This is a genomic window from Arthrobacter sp. zg-Y40 (genome assembly GCF_020731535.1).
In the GTDB taxonomy this organism is placed as follows: domain Bacteria; phylum Actinomycetota; class Actinomycetes; order Actinomycetales; family Micrococcaceae; genus Arthrobacter_B.
Window position 1 is genome coordinate 1 of record NZ_JAJFZS010000017.1, and the last position, 15,409, is coordinate 15,409.

Sequence of the window (15,409 nt, forward strand, 5' to 3'; positions counted from 1 at the left end):
TAATAGGCCGATAACTTACACCACATCAACACCTGGGGAAACACGACTTCAAACGGTTTCCCAATGTAGAGGGTGTTGTGATCATGCTGCTTGCGTCCACTATGTGGTTCCCGGACAACAACCCGTGCAGGGTTGTTCCCCGTGGAACGAATGAACACTATATTTGAATATTTGCTTACGTCTGTTTGATGTTCGTGACCATTGTTTTCCCCACGCATGCCTGGTTGTTTTGGGTGTGTGGTGCGGGTGGAAGGGTTACGGCGGTCATAGCGTGGGGGAAACGCCCGGTCCCATTCCGAACCCGGAAGCTAAGACCCACAGCGCCGATGGTACTGCATCCGGGAGGGTGTGGGAGAGTAGGTCACCGCCGGACAAATTGTGGGGTGAGGCCCGTACCAGTGTTGGTACGGGCCTCACCTGTTTAACCCGACAAGTTGGACCCGCGGTCCTGGCCGGCTGCTCATCAGCGGCGGGGGAACGGCCGCTTGGCCCCTCCCTCGCCGGGTGTCAGTTGCCGATGCTGTCCAGCTCCCTGACGTCTTCCGCGGAGAGCACCAGCCCTGCTCCGGCAATGTTCTCCCGCAGGTGTGCCGCCGAGGATGTTCCGGGAATGAGCAGGATGTTCGGTGAGCGCTGCAGCAACCAGGCCAGTGCAACGGAGAGCGGTGAAGCGCCTGCTGCTGCGGACACCCGGGAAAGGGCTGCGGACTGCAGCGGCGTAAAGCCTCCCAGCGGGAAGAATGGAACGTAGGCTATCCGTTCGTCGGCGAGCCGGCTGATGAGGGCGTCGTCCTGCCGGTAGGCGACGTTGTACATATTCTGCACGCAGACAATCCGGGCAATGCCCTGCGCCTCGGCAACCTGCGCATCCGTAACGTTGCTGAGTCCGAGTTCGCCGATCAGCCCCTCCTGCTGGAGCTCCACCAGGGCGTGGAGCGGCTCGGCCAGGGATCCGGGGCGGGGGCTGCCGGCATCGCCCATGCGCAGATTGACGAGATCCAGGCGCTCCACTCCGAGGGTCCGCAGGTTCTCATGAACCTGATCACGCAGATCTGACGGTTGCCGTTTGGTGGGCCAACCTCCTTGCGCATCACGCTCGGCCCCCACCTTGGTGGCGATGAACAAGGTCTCCGGATAGGGGTAGAGCGCTTCGCGGATCAACTGGTTCGTTATGTGCGGCCCGTAGGCGTCACTGGTGTCGATATGGGTAATGCCCTGGTCTACGGCCTCCCGCAGGACGGCCATGGCTCCGGCATGGTCGGACGGCGGGCCCATAACCCCGGGGCCGGCCAGCTGCATGACGCCGTAGCCGAACCGTGAAACGGTTCGGTCTCCCAATGTCCATGTTCCGCCGGGCAGGAGTGTGGCCGGTGAGGTGGATGCATCCATGATGTTGCCTTTCGGTAAAGGGTGGTGCTGAAGCACTTCCTGCACCAGTATTAGAGAGTTGCTTCCTTCTGGGAAGTAGGCACTTTGTAGTGCGTAGCCCACCATCCGATAGAGGGGACACCGTGATTCCACCTAAGTCCGTAGAACAGGCAGACGCCCAAGCCAGCTATAACGCGTTCCTGGCGGTGTGCCCCAGCCGCCAGCTTCTGGACCGGATATCGAATAAGTGGGTGGTGCTGGTCCTCTGCGCCCTCGCCGGCGACGCCGCAGGCACCACCGCCACCGGCGACGCCGCAGGCACCACCGCCACCGGCGACGCCGCAGGCACCACCGCCACCGCCGCCGTCGCCGGCAACTCCAGCGACCCGGCCGCCGGCATCACCATGCGCTATTCGGCACTGTCCCGGCTGCTGGGCGGGGTCAGTCAGAAGATGCTCACCCAGACACTGCGCGCACTGGAGCGTGACGGGATGCTGACCCGCACCGTTGCGCCGACCGTTCCGGTGACCGTCACCTACGAGCTGACGGATCTGGGCCGATCACTCTATGACGTGGTTCAGGGCCTGCGGTACTGGGCCCAGGAGAACATGGGTGAGGTTTCCGCCCACCGCAAGGAGTACGACGACGCCGCGGGCTGACGGACCGCTGTGCCAAGACGCGGTGTGGGTAGTAGCCCAACAGGCGGTTCCCCAAACACTGGGTGGTCAAAACCGCGCCGGAGACGCGGTAGACTATAGGAGCAGCAAAACCCGTAAGGGCAGCCTGTAACCATGGTTTTCCCGCCGCGAAAGCAGCCGGGGCAAGGGTTACGGCGGTCATAGCGTGGGGGAAACGCCCGGTCCCATTCCGAACCCGGAAGCTAAGACCCACAGCGCCGATGGTACTGCATCCGGGAGGGTGTGGGAGAGTAGGTCACCGCCGGACATACGTTCAAGATAAGGATCCGCACAAGGACGTGCGGGTCCTTATCTGTTTAACGGCTCTATCTGTTTGACGGCCCTGCCGTTTATCCCCTGCCCCCTCACCGGCGGCCCCGCAGCAGGGCAACAATGGTGACGTGCCGGACATCAACAAACCCTACCGCCGGGTCAACTCCGGGCCCGACCTCGAGCGCACCACGTTCTTCAGTGATGCGGTCTTCGCCATCGCCATGACCCTGCTTGCCGTGGACATCAAGGTCCCGCAGGTGCCGCCGGACCAGCTGGGCGCCGCCGTCGTCGAGCAGTTCCCCGAATTCGGTGCGTATGCCCTGTCCTTTGCGGTCACCGCCGCCTACTGGCTGAGCCACCACCGGCTGTTCCGGCTGCTGACAGGCTTCACCGGCCGACTGCAGCAGCTGAACCTGGTGCTGCTGCTCTTTGTCGGCCTGATCGGGTACGCCACCGATATGCTCTCCTTCTACGGCGACCAGGCCCTCGGCGTCGTGATCTATGCGGCGGCGCTCGGCCTGATCGGCACCGCCAACACCGGGCTGTGGGTCTACTGCCGGTACATGGGGCTGTTTGCCGACGACGTCGATCCCCGGCTCCCTGCCTTCGCGACGGTCCGCGCGCCGGTCACGCCCGTGGTGTTTTTTGCCTCCATTCCAATCACGCTCATTTGGGGGCCCCGGGCCGGCGCCCTGTCCTGGCTTGCGATTATCGCCCTCAACTTCCTGCTCCGCTTCTACGGGCGCCGGCATGCCGAGCCACAGTAGGAAGCGCCGGGAAGGGGCAGCAAGTGCCCGTCCTGGAGCCGATTCGTTGGTTTGGCCCTGCGTCGGGTAGTCTTATATCTGCTTCTTACGGAGCAAGCCTGGAGGATTCGCCTAGCGGCCTATGGCGCACGCCTGGAACGCGTGTTGGGTTAACGCCCTCGGGGGTTCAAATCCCCCATCCTCCGCCAAAAAGAAACACCCCGGTCCTCGGACCGGGGTGTTTCTTTGTCTGCTGACCTAGGCTCCGGGCGGTGCGGCCTTCGTGTAGCCCCGCATCGCCGAGCGAGGGACGAGCGAGGTGTCTAAGGGGCGACGAAGGCTGCCCCGGCCGGAACCCGCGCCTCCTGAACCTAGACCCGAGCCTCCGGCCGCAGGGCCGCGCGGGTGGCCACGGCTACTGACCCGAACCCGATGGCCGCCGCAGCGCCGGCAATAGCCAGGTACACAAGCGGCTGGATGGTGGGCATCGGCAGCCCGGACACGTTCACAGCGATGCCCATCAGCGGCGGTATGGCCAGGACGGTGCCGAGGACGACGGCGGCGACAACCAGCAGCAGCGACTCCGCGCCGGTCATCCGGCGCAGCTGGCGGTCCGATGCACCGAGGGAGCGCAGCAGCATCAGTTCCGGCCGGCGCCGGGCGGTGGCCATCACCAGCGAGTTCACCACGGACAGGCCCACGTAGCCGAGCAGGACCAGCATGGCCACAATGTTCACCCAGGACTGGGCTTTGCGGTCCGCCGCACCCGCAGCGCCGGCGGACTCCCGGTCCACCACGGTCAGGCCGAGGTCTTCCAGCTGGTCCGCCATGGCGGTGCCGTTGGTGCCCGGTGCAGCGCTCACCAGCAGGTAGTCGTTCAGGCCCGCAGTGGTGTGCTGCAGCAGGGTGTCATTGGCTACCGTCACGTCACCGAATCCCAGTCCCCGGGAGTAGGTGGCGACGACGACGGCGGACGTTTCGGTTCCGTCGCCGTAGTGGAAGGCGAACTGGTCACCCACTCCGACACCGGATTCCCGGGCCAGGTCCACGCTTAGCGCCACCGTTTCCGGTTCGGACAGTCCGTCCAGCCCGCCATCGCCCACGCCCAGGTCCAGGGTGGAGTCCAGGTTCCGGGGATCCACGCCCTGGATGCCGTAGGACTCCAGGCCGTCCTCGGTGCCGAGGAACCGCAGATCGGCCAGCACCGCCGAATGGGCCACCGGTGTGGCGGTGTCCACTGCCGGCAGGCTGGAGACCTCCTCGGCCAGGTCGGCGGAGATCCCGGAGCCGGGTGCGGTGACCATGTAGTCGGCCACCATGCCGTCGCGGGACTGCCGTTCGGCCTCGGTTTCCACCGTGGTGGGCATAAACAGCTGCACCGAGCCCAGCGCGATGGCCAGGGCCAGGGGAATGATGCCGCCGGCCAGCCGCCGGGGGAAGGCGGAGGCGTTGGCTTCGGCCAGGGAGAGGGACGCGGAGGGATTGCGGCCCAGCAGGGGCTTCACCAACCGCAGTACGCCGGCCACAATCCAGGGTCCCAGCATGCCCGCGCCGATGATCAGCAGCAGCACGCTCGAGGCGGCGATGGCCAGGCCGCCGGTGCCCGGAATGGCCAGGGGAAGTATTGCCGCAACAAATCCGGCCGCCAGCAGGACCAGGCCGCTCATCTTGCGGCCCCGGCCCAGCCCTGCGGCTTCGGTGACCGACTCGCGCAGGGCGGTGGTGGGTGACATGCGGACAGTTCCGCGGGCCGAAACCAGCGACGCTCCAACTGCGGCTGCGACGCTGAGGGCCACCGCGGCCAGTGCCGGCAGCGGACCATAGGCCAGAGCGAAGTCCTCCGGGATGACCCCTCCGGCAGTGAACTGCGCGCCCAGGAAGTACGCCAGCCCGAAGCCCGGCGCTGCACCCAGGACGGCAGCGGCACCGGACACCAGCAGGACTTCGCGGATGATCATGCCCAGGGTCTGCCCGCTGCCGGCACCGACGGCCCGCAGCATGGCGAACTCCCGGCGGCGGGCCAGGATGGACAGGGACAGGGTTCCGGCGGTCACGAACACGGCGGTCATCAGGGCCACACCGGCCAGGGAGCCGCTGAGCAGCAGCAGCGTGGAGCGGGCAGCGGAGCCGTCCAGGTCCTCCACGTCACCGCGGCGGTCGCCGGTGTAGGTGACGACGCCGTCCACGCCGGCTTCGATGTCCGCGGCCAGTTCCTTCGGGGCCACGGATTCGTCGGCAATCACGCCGACAGTGGCGTACGTATCGCCGTGCGGCCAGAGCGCGGCAGCGCCGGCGGAGCTGAGGAACACCGCGGGGGCGCCGCCGGGTTTTTCCGCTTCCGCGATGCCGGACACGGTGTACTCGGACGGCTCGCCGCCGTGGGAGAGGGCCAACCGGTCACCGGGGGATACTCCGAAGGATCCGTCCACCACCACCTCGTTGACGGTCCGGGGTTCTTCCCCGGAGGTTAGCGTGTACGGGGCCAACACGGCGGAGTCCCAGGCCGAGGCGGAAAGGCTCCTGCCGGCGTCGTCGGCCAGGGGAACGGTGACGGTGCCTACGGCCTGCTCCACCCCCGGCACGTCGGCGATGCGGGACGCTGCGTTTTCGGGAAGGAGGACCCGCTCCGAGAGCGGAGCATCCATGTCTTCCACGACGGGCAGTGACTGCGGGGCGCCCACTACGACGTCGGCGCCGCGCAGCTTGTCGGCGGCGGTGCCGCCGCGCAGGCCGGACTCAATCAGGACGCCCATGGCGGTGATCAGCGCCGCGCACAGGAACACGGCGACAAACACGCCGGCAAAGCCGCCGCGGTGGTGGCGGATCGATTCTTTGGCAAATGACCACATATCAGCGCTCTCCCAGGTAGGCGACGTGCTCGGTGACTTCATGGACGGTGGCGCCGGACAAGCTGCCGTCCAGCTGTCCGTCCGCCAGGAAAATGACGGTGTCTGCGGAGACGGCGGCCATGGGGTCGTGGGTCACCATCACCACGGTCTGTCCCAGTTCCGACACGGTGTGCCGCAGCAGGTCCAGGACCTGCCGGGCGGTCGCAGAATCCAGGGCTCCGGTGGGTTCGTCCGCGAAGACGGCCGCCGGGCGGGTGATTAGGGCCCGGGCGATGGCTGCCCGCTGCTGCTGGCCGCCTGAGAGCTCCTGCGGTTTGCGCTCGCCGAAACCGCTAAGCCCCACGGCGTCCAGCACATGGTTGAGCCAGGCGGTGTCCGGGGCGCGTCCGGCGAGCAGCAGCGGAAGGGTGACGTTGCGGGCCACGGTGAGCTGGGGCAGCAGGTTGTAGGACTGGAAAACAAAACCGACGTGGTCCCGGCGGAACCGGGTCAGGGCCTTGCCGCGCAGGGCGGAGATTTCCGTGTCGCCCAGCAGCACCCGGCCGTGATCCGGGGCGTCCAACCCGGCAGCAGCCTGCAGCAGGGTGGATTTGCCCGAGCCGGAGGGGCCCATGATCGCGGTGAAGCTGCCCTGCGGAACAGCCAGGGAAACGTTGCGCAGGGCCGGCACGGCGGAGGGGCCGGACCCGTAGCTCTTGGACACGCCCTGCAGCTGCAGGGCCGCGGGGGCTGAGAATTCAGTGGCATCGGTAAACATGGGAAGCATCCTTCGATTCGGGCGGGTCAATCTGCTGTCTTCGACGCTACGGATGTGCAAACCCCGTTCCGATACAGCCAACCGGCCGGTTTGGGGTATAGCTGGCTATACCGACACGGCCGTGCTCCTCCGGCATAATCAAGCAGGTGACTATCCGCGCCGGCCTCCGCTCCCGCTTCCGGGATGCCGCGTTTGTGCTGCGCGAAGGCGGTTACTGGGCGGCGTCCCTGGCCGTTGCGACGGCAGGTCTGGCGCTGTTGCCCTTCCTGCCCCTGGGGGTGGGCCTGTATGCCGTGCCGCGCCTGCTGGGTGCCGTGGATGGCCTGGCTGCCCGGGCCCAGGCACGGGCAGCGGGCTTTACGTCCGCCGTGATTCCCTTCGACCGGCGCCGCCTGGCCGGTAAACACACCTTCGGCGAACTGGCAGCCATGGTCAGCGCTCCGGAAACGAAACGGGATGTGTCCTGGCTGCTGTTCCACTGCGCTTTTGCGGTGCTGGCGGCGCTGCTGGCCCTGGCACTGCCGCTGGGCGGCCTGTTCTATGTGCTGACCGCGCCGTTCTGGTTCCTGTTCCCGCCGGAAACTCCGCTGGAACTCACCGTGACCGTTACCAGCTGGAGCGGCGCCGTCCTGATGGTTCTGCTGGGCGGCATCTATATGGTTGCCGGGTGGATCCTGCTGCCGTGGATGGCCCGGCGCCTGAGCGGCGCCACCCTGGGCATCCTGTCGCCCCGCCGGTATGCCGACCTGGCCCGCCGGATCTCCGACCTCTCCGCGGCCCGTGCCAGCGCGCTCGCCGCACACGGCGCCGAGCTGCGCCGCATCGAACGGGAACTGCACGACGGCGCGCAGAACCGGCTGGTCGGCGTCGTGATGATGCTCGGGCTGGCGCAGCGTGCCGCCGAGACCGACCCGGCCGCCGCCGTGCCGTTCCTGGGCCGGGCACAGGACGCCGCGTCCGAGGCCCTGGCCGGGCTGCGGGCTGCGGTGCACGACATTTATCCGCCCGTCCTGGACGAGCTCGGCCTGGGCGGGGCCGCCTCGGCGCTGACCAGCCGCTCGCCCATCCCCTGTTCGCTGAACGTCAGCGGACTGCAGCGGGCGCCGGCAGCGGTGGAGTCGGCCGCGTACTTTGTCCTCGCCGAAGCCCTCACCAACGCGGCCAAGCATTCCAATGCCTCACGGATTGACGTGGTGCTGCGCACCGAAACCTCCGGCCGGGAGGACATGCTGGTGGTGCAGGTGGACGACGACGGCCGCGGAGGTGCGTCGGTGGGCCCCCTCGACGGGTCGGGCACCGGCCACGGCGGCGGAAAAGACGACGGCTCCGGCACCGGGCTGGCCGGAATTGCCCGCCGCGCTGCGGCCTTCGGCGGAAAACTGATCCTCACGAGTCCGCCCGGCGGACCAACACACATAAGGGTGGAACTGCCATGCGCCTTCTGATTGCCGAGGACGACGCCCTGCTGCGGGCCGGAATGCAGCTGCTGCTGCAGAGCGAAGGCTTCGAGGTGGCCGGTGCCTGGGACAACGCCGATGACCTGCTGTCCGCCTTTGAGCCCGGCAGCGCGGACGGCGCCATCCTGGATGTCCGGATGCCGCCCACTTTCACCAACGAAGGACTCAAGGCCGCCCTGGAACTGCGCGCCCAGGTACCCGATTTCCCCGTCCTGGTGCTCTCCGCCTATGTGGAGGACCGGTACGCCAGCCGGCTGCTGGGCTCGGGAGCGCAGGGAGTGGGATACCTGCTGAAGGAACGCGTGGGCAACGTGGGGGAGTTCGTGGACGGGCTGCGCCGCGTGCTGGGCGGCGGCACCGTGATGGATCCCGAGGTGATTGCCCAGCTGTTCAGCCGCCGCGGCACCGAGGACCCCATCCGTTCACTGACGCCCCGGGAGTTCGAGGTGCTGGGCCTGGTGGCAGAAGGCCTGGGCAACACAGCCATTGCGTCCGCCATCACGGTGTCCGAAACCGCGGTGAGCAAACACATCGGCAACATCTTCACGAAATTGGGTCTCTCGCCGTCGGACAGCGGCCACCGGAGGGTGCTCGCAACGCTGGCTTACCTGCGTTCCTAGCTGTTTTCCCGCAGCCTGCAGCGCGCCGGGTCTTGTTTCCCGGCGGCGTCCGGTGACAAGGTGTGATGCACGGACCGGCGCAGGAGGCATCCACGTGGAACAAGGCGAGGCAAAGATTGCGCTGATCACCGGTGCTTCCCGCGGAATCGGGCGGCGGGTGGCGGAGCGGCTCGCGGAGCACGGAACCCACGTGGTGGTCGGCTACCGGCAGAACGCCGAAATGGCCAAGGACACGGTGTCCCGGCTGCAGGAGCTGGGCGGCGGCGGCATTGCGGTGCAGGCCGACGTGGAGAACCCCGAAGACATTGTCCGGCTCTTCGACGCCGCCGCGGATGAATACGGCCGGCTGGACTACTTCATCAACAATGCTGCTGCCGCCGCGTTCAAGAACGTGGTGGACCTGAAACCCCACCATCTGGACCGGGCCTATGCGGTGAACGTGCGGCCCTTTGTCCTCGGCGCGCAGGAAGCGGTGAAGCTGATGGACGACGGCGGCCGCATAGTGGCGCTGACCAGTTACGGCAGCATCCGTGCCTTCCCCACCTATGCTGCGCTGGGCTCCTACAAGGCTGCCGTGGAGTCCTTTGTACGGTTCATGGCCGTGGAGTTTGCCCCCTACGGCATCAACGTCAACGCGGTGAACGGCGGGCTGATCGAGTCGGACTCGCTGGACTACTTCTACTCGATGGAGGGGATGGCCCCCATGGAGAGCGTCCTGTCCCGCATACCCCAGCGCCGGCCCGGCACCGTGGATGAAATGGCCGCCACCGTTGAATTCCTGCTCTCGCCCGGCGCCGGGTACATCACCGGGCAGGTGCTGGCCGTGGACGGCGGCCTGTCCGTGATTGCCCCGCCCTTCCACTCCGAGGCCTCCGGCCCGCCGGTCACCCTGCCGGAGAAACCCACCCGGGACCGCAAGCGGTAACCGCCCCTTCTCCGGACCGGATTGAGCGTTACTGAAAGGACGCACAGTGAGTTACGATTCCAGCCGCTACCGGGACTACTTCGAACACAGCCTCACCTACGCGTCCGGCTTCTCGCGCAATGTGTCGCGGTATGCCGACAATGTGGCGCTTGCCGATCCGCCGTCGGGCCGGGAATGGACCTACGCCCAGTTGGGGGTGGCCGTGGACCAGGTGGCACGCGCACTGGCGGAACGCGGCGTCGGGCGCGGGGACCGGGTGCTGTACCAGCTCTACAACGGTGTGGAGTTTGCCCTGCTGTACCTGGCCACGCAGCGGCTGGGTGCGGTGAGCGTGCCGGTGAATTACCGGCTGGCGCCCGCGGAAACCGCGCACATCCTGCGGGACAGCGATCCGGCAGTGTTTGTGGTGGACGCCGAGCACGTGGACGGTGCAGCCCGCGCGCTGGAGCTGGCAGAAGTATCGCCGGTGGTGCTGGTGGCCAGCGGTGACGAGGCAGCGCACTGGGGGATGGGGTCCGGGCAGCTGGGGCAGGATTTCGACGCCGCCGTGGACGGTGCCTCCGGAACCCTGCCGGACCTGGCCGGGGAGCTGTCCACCTTCGAGGAGAGCACCCGGTTCTACACTTCGGGCACCACCGGGATGCCCAAGGGGGTGCCGCTTCCCTCCATTGCGGAGCTGATGAGCGCGCACGACGTGATTATGCACTTTCCGCTCACCCCGGCGGACCGCACCCTGAACATGACCCCCTGGTTCCACCGCGGCGGGCTGCACTCCGGCGGGCCCAACCCGGTGTTCTACATTGGCGGCTCGGTGGTGCCGCTGCGCAACTTCAATCCGGCCACGGTGCTGGACTGGGTGGGGGAGCAGGGCCTGACCTACCTGATCGGGGCGCCCACCACCCTGGAAATGATCGCCGCCGAGCAGGAGAAGAACCCGCGGAACCTGGAGACGCTGCACGGCATCGTGACCATGGGGGCGCCGCTGGACCGGGCGGCCGCCATCCGGTACCAGGAGCTGCTGACTCCGCGGATTTTCAACGGCTACGGGACCACTGAGGGGTTCTGGAACACCTTCCTGCGGCCGGAGGACCTCCCGGCCCACGCGGGCAGCGCCGGACGCTCCTGCACGGACGACGACGTCGCCGTCGTCCGCGTGTTCGAAGGCCGCCGTGCCCGTCCGGATGAGCTGGCGGCCCGGGACGGGAGCGAGATCGGCGAGGTGATTATGCGCTCGCCGAAATCGGGATTCAGCTACGCGAACCTGCCGGATGTGGAGGAGGAGAAGTTCCACGACGGGTGGCTGTATCCGGGGGACATGGCCACCTGGGACGCCGAAGGGTATGTGACCATCATGGGCCGGACCGATGACATGATCATTTCCGGCGGGGAAAACGTGCATCCGGTGCAGGTGGAGGCGGCGCTCGCGGACCATCCCGGGGTGCTGGATTCGGTGGTGGTGGGGGTGCCCGATGACCAGTGGGGACAGCGTGTGGTTGCCTACGTGATTCGCCGGGACGATGGAGTGGATGCCTCCGGACTGGACACTTTCTGCCGGGAGCATCCGGGGCTGGCGGACTTCAAGCGGCCGCGAGGCTACCGTTTTGTCGAGGAACTGCCGATGACCGCCACCGGCAAAAAGATGCACTACAAAGTGTCCGACGCCGCCGCCCAGGACTGGCTGGACGGCCGGATGGATGTGCCGGGTGCAGCGGGCGCGGGGGCGGCGGGCGCGGCTGTGCCGGGTGCGGCGGGTGCGGCCCAGAAGGCGCCGACGGATGGTTGAGCGGGTTGTCATTACCGGGATGGGGGCGCTGACTCCGCTCGGGAACACCTGGCCCGACACCTGGTCCGGGCTCCTGGCCGGGCGCAGCGGGATCGACAAGATCACCGCGTTTGATGCCTCGGACTTTCCCACGCGGATTGCCGGGGAGGTGAAGAATTTCGATCCCGGACAGATCCTGCCGGTCAAACGGCTGCGGCGCTCCTCCCGGGCCTCGCACCTGGCGGTGGCGGCGGCACGGGAAGCGGTGGCCGATGCCGGGCTTGGCGGCACGTTGGAGGGCACCGAGGCGGCGGTGATCCTCAACAGTGCTGTCTCCGGCTATCCGGAGGTGCAGGACGCCACCGAAACCCTGCACCGGGACGGGCTGCGGCCCATCAGCCCCAGCTTTGTGGCCTCGTCGCTGACCAACATGCCCGCCTGCGAGGTGGCGATTGACCTGGCCGTCCATGGTCCTGTGAACGCCAGTGCCCTGGCGTGCGCCAGCGGTACCGCGGCCCTGCTGGAGGCCCGCCGCACCCTGCTGGCCGGGGAGGCGGACGTGGTGGTGGCCGGCGGCACGGATGCCGCCATCACCTCGGTGATGTTTGCCGGGCTGTCCGCCATGCGCGGACTGTCCCGGAACAATGACTCACCGCAGGAGGCCAGCCGCCCGTTCGACGCCGGCCGGGACGGGTTTGTGTTCGGCGAAGGGTCCGTGGTGTGTGTGCTGGAGCTGCTCAGCCATGCCCGGGCCCGAGGAGCAGAGGTGTATGCGGAGGTACTGGGCGGGGCGATGACCAGCGACGCCTTCCACATTGTGGCTCCGGATCCCAGCGGCCGGTACGCTGCCGCGGCCATCACGCAGACCCTTAGCCGGGCCCGGCTGAATCCCGAGGACGTGGACCTGGTCTCGGCACACGGCACATCCACCCTCGCCAATGACCGGACCGAAACCCTGGCCCTGCATACCGCGTTCGGCGAGCACGCGCCGTCGTTGGCGGTGACCGCGCCCAAGTCCATGACCGGGCACCTGATCGGGGCGGCCGGCACCCTGGGGTCCCTGCTGTGCGCGATGGCCATCCGGGACGGCGTCATTCCGCCCACCATCAACTACAGCACTCCGGATCCGGAGTGCGACCTGGACTATGTCCCGGGTACGGCGCGCGAAACCCCGGTGCGCTTTGCCGTGACCAATGCGTTCGGGTTCGGCGGGCAAAACGCGGTGGCGGCGTTTGGACCGGTCTGACGCCGGCGTCGCCGGGTCCTAGACGGAGGGAACGAGTTCCGGCTCGGCGTCAGGCTCGACGGCGGGCGATGCGCCGTCCGCGGCAGGGGAAGCGAAGTGCTTCCGGCCGGTTTTCACGGCCTTGGACGACAGCCAGACGGACACCGCGCCCAGCGCGAAGCCGGCGAAGACATCCAGGACGTAGTGCCAGCCGAAGTACACCGTGGCCAGGGTGGTCAGTGCCACGTAGATCCACATGATCCAGCGGACCGGCTTGGGCAGCCGGGTCAGCTGGGCCACCAAAGCGGCGGTGAAGATGATGGATACGTGCAGGGACGCGAAGGCAGCGATGCCGTGCACGTTTTCGGTGGCGAACGGATCCGTCAGCACTTCGGCGCGGTTCTCGTACAGGGTGTCCTGCAGGGTGGAGACCGTGGTTTCGGGCAGGTCATAGAACGGGGTCGCATCGGCGTAGACCGGCCCCAGTGAGGGCAGAGCGTAGTAGCTGACCGTGCCCAGGATCCAGTTGAAGGACAGCGCTGTGGCGTACCAGGCGCCGCGCTGCAGGTTGTCGGACCACACCAGTGAAGCGGCCAGGGAGATCGGCACAAACACCATAAAGAGCATGTAAACGCCGGAGAGCAGGTCCGCGCTGGAACCGGTGCCCAGGACGTCCTGAAGCACATCGGCCGGGTAATGCCCGCCGGCGAACCACTTGTCCGAAGCCTCCAGCATCGAATCGGTCAGCCCGTCCCGCAGGAACGGCAGGAAGCTCTTCATATTCCGGTAGGACATGTAAGCCAGGTAGAAGGTGGCCAGTCCAGCCACGGCCACAGCCAGCCGCGGTCCCGCCCAGCGCGTGCGCAGCACATGGGAGGCGGCGGCGCCTACGCCGCCCAGGTCCCGGCGTCGTGCGAAGACCCGGGGAACCACGTCTGCGGCGATCATCAGGATCACCATCAGCGGCAGCCGCACGTAGCTCGGTCCGAGGAATCCTTCCGGGTCACGGACGGGGAGATCGGCGACGACGGCGGTCACCAGCATGAATACGGTGAAAGCTGCTGCAACCAGCAGCGGCACGCCGAAAAGGCGGCGCCAGGCGGATCGGGCAGGCCCGGCTTCGATAGTCATTAGACTGTTTTACCCCATGGTGGCGCCAAAACATGTTATTAGGGGCCCTGATATTCAGTATGCTTTCGATCACATTATGACGCGGTGCGCCGCCGTCGTGGTACGGGTGTGGCAGCTGTTGGCAGTGCCTGGGGGTGCCGCGGGTTAGTGGGCCTTTGTGGTGCCTGTTATGGGTTCCTGTTAAAGGTGCCTGTTGAAGGTAGCGACCGGCGGTTCCGAAACCGCCGGTCGCTAGGGTTTGGCTGCCGGCGTCGTCGAGACGTGCCGGCCTGAGTTGAGGCGCTACTTTGCCAGTGCGTTGTCGAGTGGTTCGGAAATCTCGCTGTAAGCGCCGGACTCCAGCTGGACGGCCTGCCCGTCGAGGTACAGCGTGGGAGTGCCCTTCACCTGGAGATCCTGGGCGTCCTGCAGATCCCGGGCGACGCGGTCCTTGATGGCATCGGAAGAGTAGTCAGCGTTGAACTGATCCATGTTCAGCCCCAACTCCTCGGCGTAGGAGGCGAAGATTCCGTCCACATCGGATTCGGTCTTCCAGTCCTCCTGATGCTCGAAGACCTTTGCCGCCATTTCCTCCAGCTTGCCCTGCTCAGCAGCGGCTTCCACGGCTCGGGCGGACGGCTCCGCGTTCTGGTGCTTTGGCAGTGGGTAGTTCCGGATAACGATGCGCACCTGGTCGCCGTAGTCGGCCTTGGCCTGCTGGATCAAGGGGTCCATCATGGCGCAGTAGGGGCACTGGTAATCGGTGAAGAGGACCAGGGTGGCCTGCGGATCTGCCGGATCGGTGATGGTCCGGGCGTCTGAGGGGACCAGCTTGTCCATCTGGTCCGCCGGTACGGTGACTTCTGCGGAGGCGGAGGTGCTGGGGGAAGCGGAGACGCTGGCCGATGCTTCGGGGGCGGGGGATTCTGCCGGCGTCCCGCAGGACACCACCCCTCCGCCAACAAGCAGTCCAGCGATGATCAGAGAGGGTACGACCCTGCGCATAGTTCCTTTCCTGTATCGGGGAAGCGCGCGGGAGCACGCTCGGGTACGGGGGTTGGAAGATGCTTCTATTCCATTTTTCCAGCGGTGCCGGGGGTTCGAAAGGGGTTTTTCGCTTTTATCGTGTGATGTTGAACGGGCGGTGCAGGGGCATCGGTCACCGGGTGGGGCCGATGAGTTCCAGGGCCGGACCGTTGGTGAAGCGTTGGACCGGCCTCCGCGGAACAGCCTCCTGTTCAGAATGGCGGGGCCGCTTCCCATGCGGGCTCCGGGACAGGGCACGGCGGTGCCAGTTCCAAAAACGGCTCGGTTCGGTAAACCCTCCCCGTGGGCGAAGTCCACTCCATGACGCCCGGTTCCGGTTGCCGGGCCTTCCAGAAACCCAGCGTCTTGAACCGGTGGTGTCGCCGGCACAGGTGGGCGAGGTTGCCGTGGTCGGTGGGACCTCCGTCGGCCCAGTCCGTGGTGTGGTCAATTTCCGAGACCGCAGTGCTGACCCGGCAGCCGGGGAACCGGCATGTCCCGTCCCGGGCGCGCAGCCAGCGGGCCAGTCCGGCAGGGACTTTCCGCCGCCTGCCCACGCCGAGGATTTCCCCGGTGTCCGGGTCCTGGACGAGGCCGGTCCAGCGGGTGGCGTT

Annotated in this window: 13 protein-coding genes, 1 tRNA gene and 2 rRNA genes; 10 read left to right on the forward strand and 6 right to left on the reverse strand. The window is 67.1% G+C overall.

Annotated features, from left to right (window positions below):
• The first annotated feature begins 256 nt into the window (after window positions 1-256).
• Window positions 257-373, forward strand: a 5S ribosomal RNA gene (rrf, locus tag LJ754_RS16500).
• A gap of 134 nt (window positions 374-507) precedes the next feature.
• Here rrf (LJ754_RS16500) and LJ754_RS16505 read toward each other — a convergent pair.
• On the reverse strand, window positions 508-1,389 hold the full coding sequence (locus LJ754_RS16505; RefSeq protein WP_269439751.1) for an oxidoreductase: 882 nt from the start codon (window positions 1,387-1,389) through the stop codon (window positions 508-510).
• A gap of 122 nt (window positions 1,390-1,511) precedes the next feature.
• Between LJ754_RS16505 and LJ754_RS16510 the strand changes: the two genes are divergently transcribed.
• From LJ754_RS16510 to LJ754_RS16525, 4 genes are all read left to right on the forward strand, one after another.
• Window positions 1,512-2,027 carry a winged helix-turn-helix transcriptional regulator gene (locus LJ754_RS16510; RefSeq protein WP_227927417.1) on the forward strand — a complete coding sequence of 172 codons (516 nt, stop codon included), beginning with the start codon at window positions 1,512-1,514 and terminating at the stop codon, window positions 2,025-2,027.
• A gap of 169 nt (window positions 2,028-2,196) precedes the next feature.
• A 5S ribosomal RNA gene (gene rrf / locus LJ754_RS16515) occupies window positions 2,197-2,313 on the forward strand.
• 133 nt (window positions 2,314-2,446) lie between these two features.
• Window positions 2,447-3,085 (forward strand): TMEM175 family protein, encoded by a 639-nt coding sequence (locus tag LJ754_RS16520; protein ID WP_227912964.1) that lies wholly within the window; start codon window positions 2,447-2,449, stop codon window positions 3,083-3,085.
• A 100-nt stretch (window positions 3,086-3,185) separates the two neighbouring features.
• Window positions 3,186-3,273 (forward strand) — tRNA-Ser (locus tag LJ754_RS16525).
• A 162-nt stretch (window positions 3,274-3,435) separates the two neighbouring features.
• Here LJ754_RS16525 and LJ754_RS16530 read toward each other — a convergent pair.
• Complete coding sequence (locus LJ754_RS16530; RefSeq protein WP_227927418.1) at window positions 3,436-5,913, reverse strand: FtsX-like permease family protein; 2,478 nt, start codon at window positions 5,911-5,913, stop codon at window positions 3,436-3,438.
• Window position 5,914: 1 nt separating this feature from the next.
• On the reverse strand, window positions 5,915-6,670 hold the full coding sequence (locus LJ754_RS16535) for an ABC transporter ATP-binding protein (RefSeq protein ID WP_227927419.1): 756 nt from the start codon (window positions 6,668-6,670) through the stop codon (window positions 5,915-5,917).
• 146 nt (window positions 6,671-6,816) lie between these two features.
• On the opposite strand from LJ754_RS16535, the gene LJ754_RS16540 reads away from it, so the two are divergent.
• The 5 genes from LJ754_RS16540 to LJ754_RS16560 all read left to right on the forward strand — a co-directional run bounded on the left by LJ754_RS16540 (window position 6,817) and on the right by LJ754_RS16560 (window position 12,680).
• Entirely contained in the window at window positions 6,817-8,115 is a 1,299-nt protein-coding gene (locus LJ754_RS16540; protein WP_227927420.1) for a sensor histidine kinase, read from the forward strand.
• Window positions 8,103-8,747: a response regulator transcription factor gene (locus tag LJ754_RS16545; protein ID WP_227912968.1), complete on the forward strand. Its 645-nt coding sequence runs from the start codon at window positions 8,103-8,105 to the stop codon at window positions 8,745-8,747. Before LJ754_RS16540 ends, LJ754_RS16545 begins: the two co-directional genes overlap by 13 nt.
• 94 nt (window positions 8,748-8,841) lie before the next feature.
• Window positions 8,842-9,672: an SDR family oxidoreductase gene (locus tag LJ754_RS16550; protein ID WP_227927421.1), complete on the forward strand. Its 831-nt coding sequence runs from the start codon at window positions 8,842-8,844 to the stop codon at window positions 9,670-9,672.
• 46 nt (window positions 9,673-9,718) lie between these two features.
• The gene (locus LJ754_RS16555; RefSeq protein WP_227927422.1) at window positions 9,719-11,455 is read left to right on the forward strand and encodes a class I adenylate-forming enzyme family protein; all 1,737 of its coding nucleotides are present in this window, start codon (window positions 9,719-9,721) and stop codon (window positions 11,453-11,455) included.
• Window positions 11,448-12,680 (forward strand): beta-ketoacyl-[acyl-carrier-protein] synthase family protein, encoded by a 1,233-nt coding sequence (locus LJ754_RS16560; protein WP_227927423.1) that lies wholly within the window; start codon window positions 11,448-11,450, stop codon window positions 12,678-12,680. The genes LJ754_RS16555 and LJ754_RS16560 overlap by 8 nt, the downstream gene beginning before the upstream one ends.
• 18 nt (window positions 12,681-12,698) lie before the next feature.
• On the opposite strand, the gene LJ754_RS16565 is transcribed toward LJ754_RS16560, so the two are convergent.
• The 3 genes from LJ754_RS16565 to LJ754_RS16575 form a co-directional block, all read right to left on the reverse strand.
• Window positions 12,699-13,790 carry a phosphatase PAP2 family protein gene (locus LJ754_RS16565; RefSeq protein ID WP_227927424.1) on the reverse strand — a complete coding sequence of 364 codons (1,092 nt, stop codon included), beginning with the start codon at window positions 13,788-13,790 and terminating at the stop codon, window positions 12,699-12,701.
• Window positions 13,791-14,072: 282 nt separating this feature from the next.
• Window positions 14,073-14,774: a DsbA family protein gene (locus LJ754_RS16570; RefSeq protein WP_227927425.1), complete on the reverse strand. Its 702-nt coding sequence runs from the start codon at window positions 14,772-14,774 to the stop codon at window positions 14,073-14,075.
• Between the two features lie 233 nt (window positions 14,775-15,007).
• Window positions 15,008-15,409: HNH endonuclease signature motif containing protein (locus tag LJ754_RS16575; protein WP_227927426.1), on the reverse strand; the 402-nt coding region annotated here is incomplete at its 5' end.

Excerpts from the sequence above, each read along its gene's own strand:
- LJ754_RS16505 (WP_269439751.1), bottom strand. The coding sequence starts at position 1,389 with ATGGATGCATCCACCTCACCGGCCACACTCCTGCCCGGCGGAACATGG.
- LJ754_RS16530 (WP_227927418.1), bottom strand. The coding sequence starts at position 5,913 with ATGTGGTCATTTGCCAAAGAATCGATCCGCCACCACCGCGGCGGCTTT.
- LJ754_RS16535 (WP_227927419.1), bottom strand. The coding sequence starts at position 6,670 with ATGTTTACCGATGCCACTGAATTCTCAGCCCCCGCGGCCCTGCAGCTG.
- LJ754_RS16545 (WP_227912968.1), top strand. The coding sequence starts at position 8,103 with ATGCGCCTTCTGATTGCCGAGGACGACGCCCTGCTGCGGGCCGGAATG.
- LJ754_RS16560 (WP_227927423.1), top strand. The coding sequence starts at position 11,448 with ATGGTTGAGCGGGTTGTCATTACCGGGATGGGGGCGCTGACTCCGCTC.
- LJ754_RS16565 (WP_227927424.1), bottom strand. The coding sequence starts at position 13,790 with ATGACTATCGAAGCCGGGCCTGCCCGATCCGCCTGGCGCCGCCTTTTC.
- LJ754_RS16570 (WP_227927425.1), bottom strand. The coding sequence starts at position 14,774 with ATGCGCAGGGTCGTACCCTCTCTGATCATCGCTGGACTGCTTGTTGGC.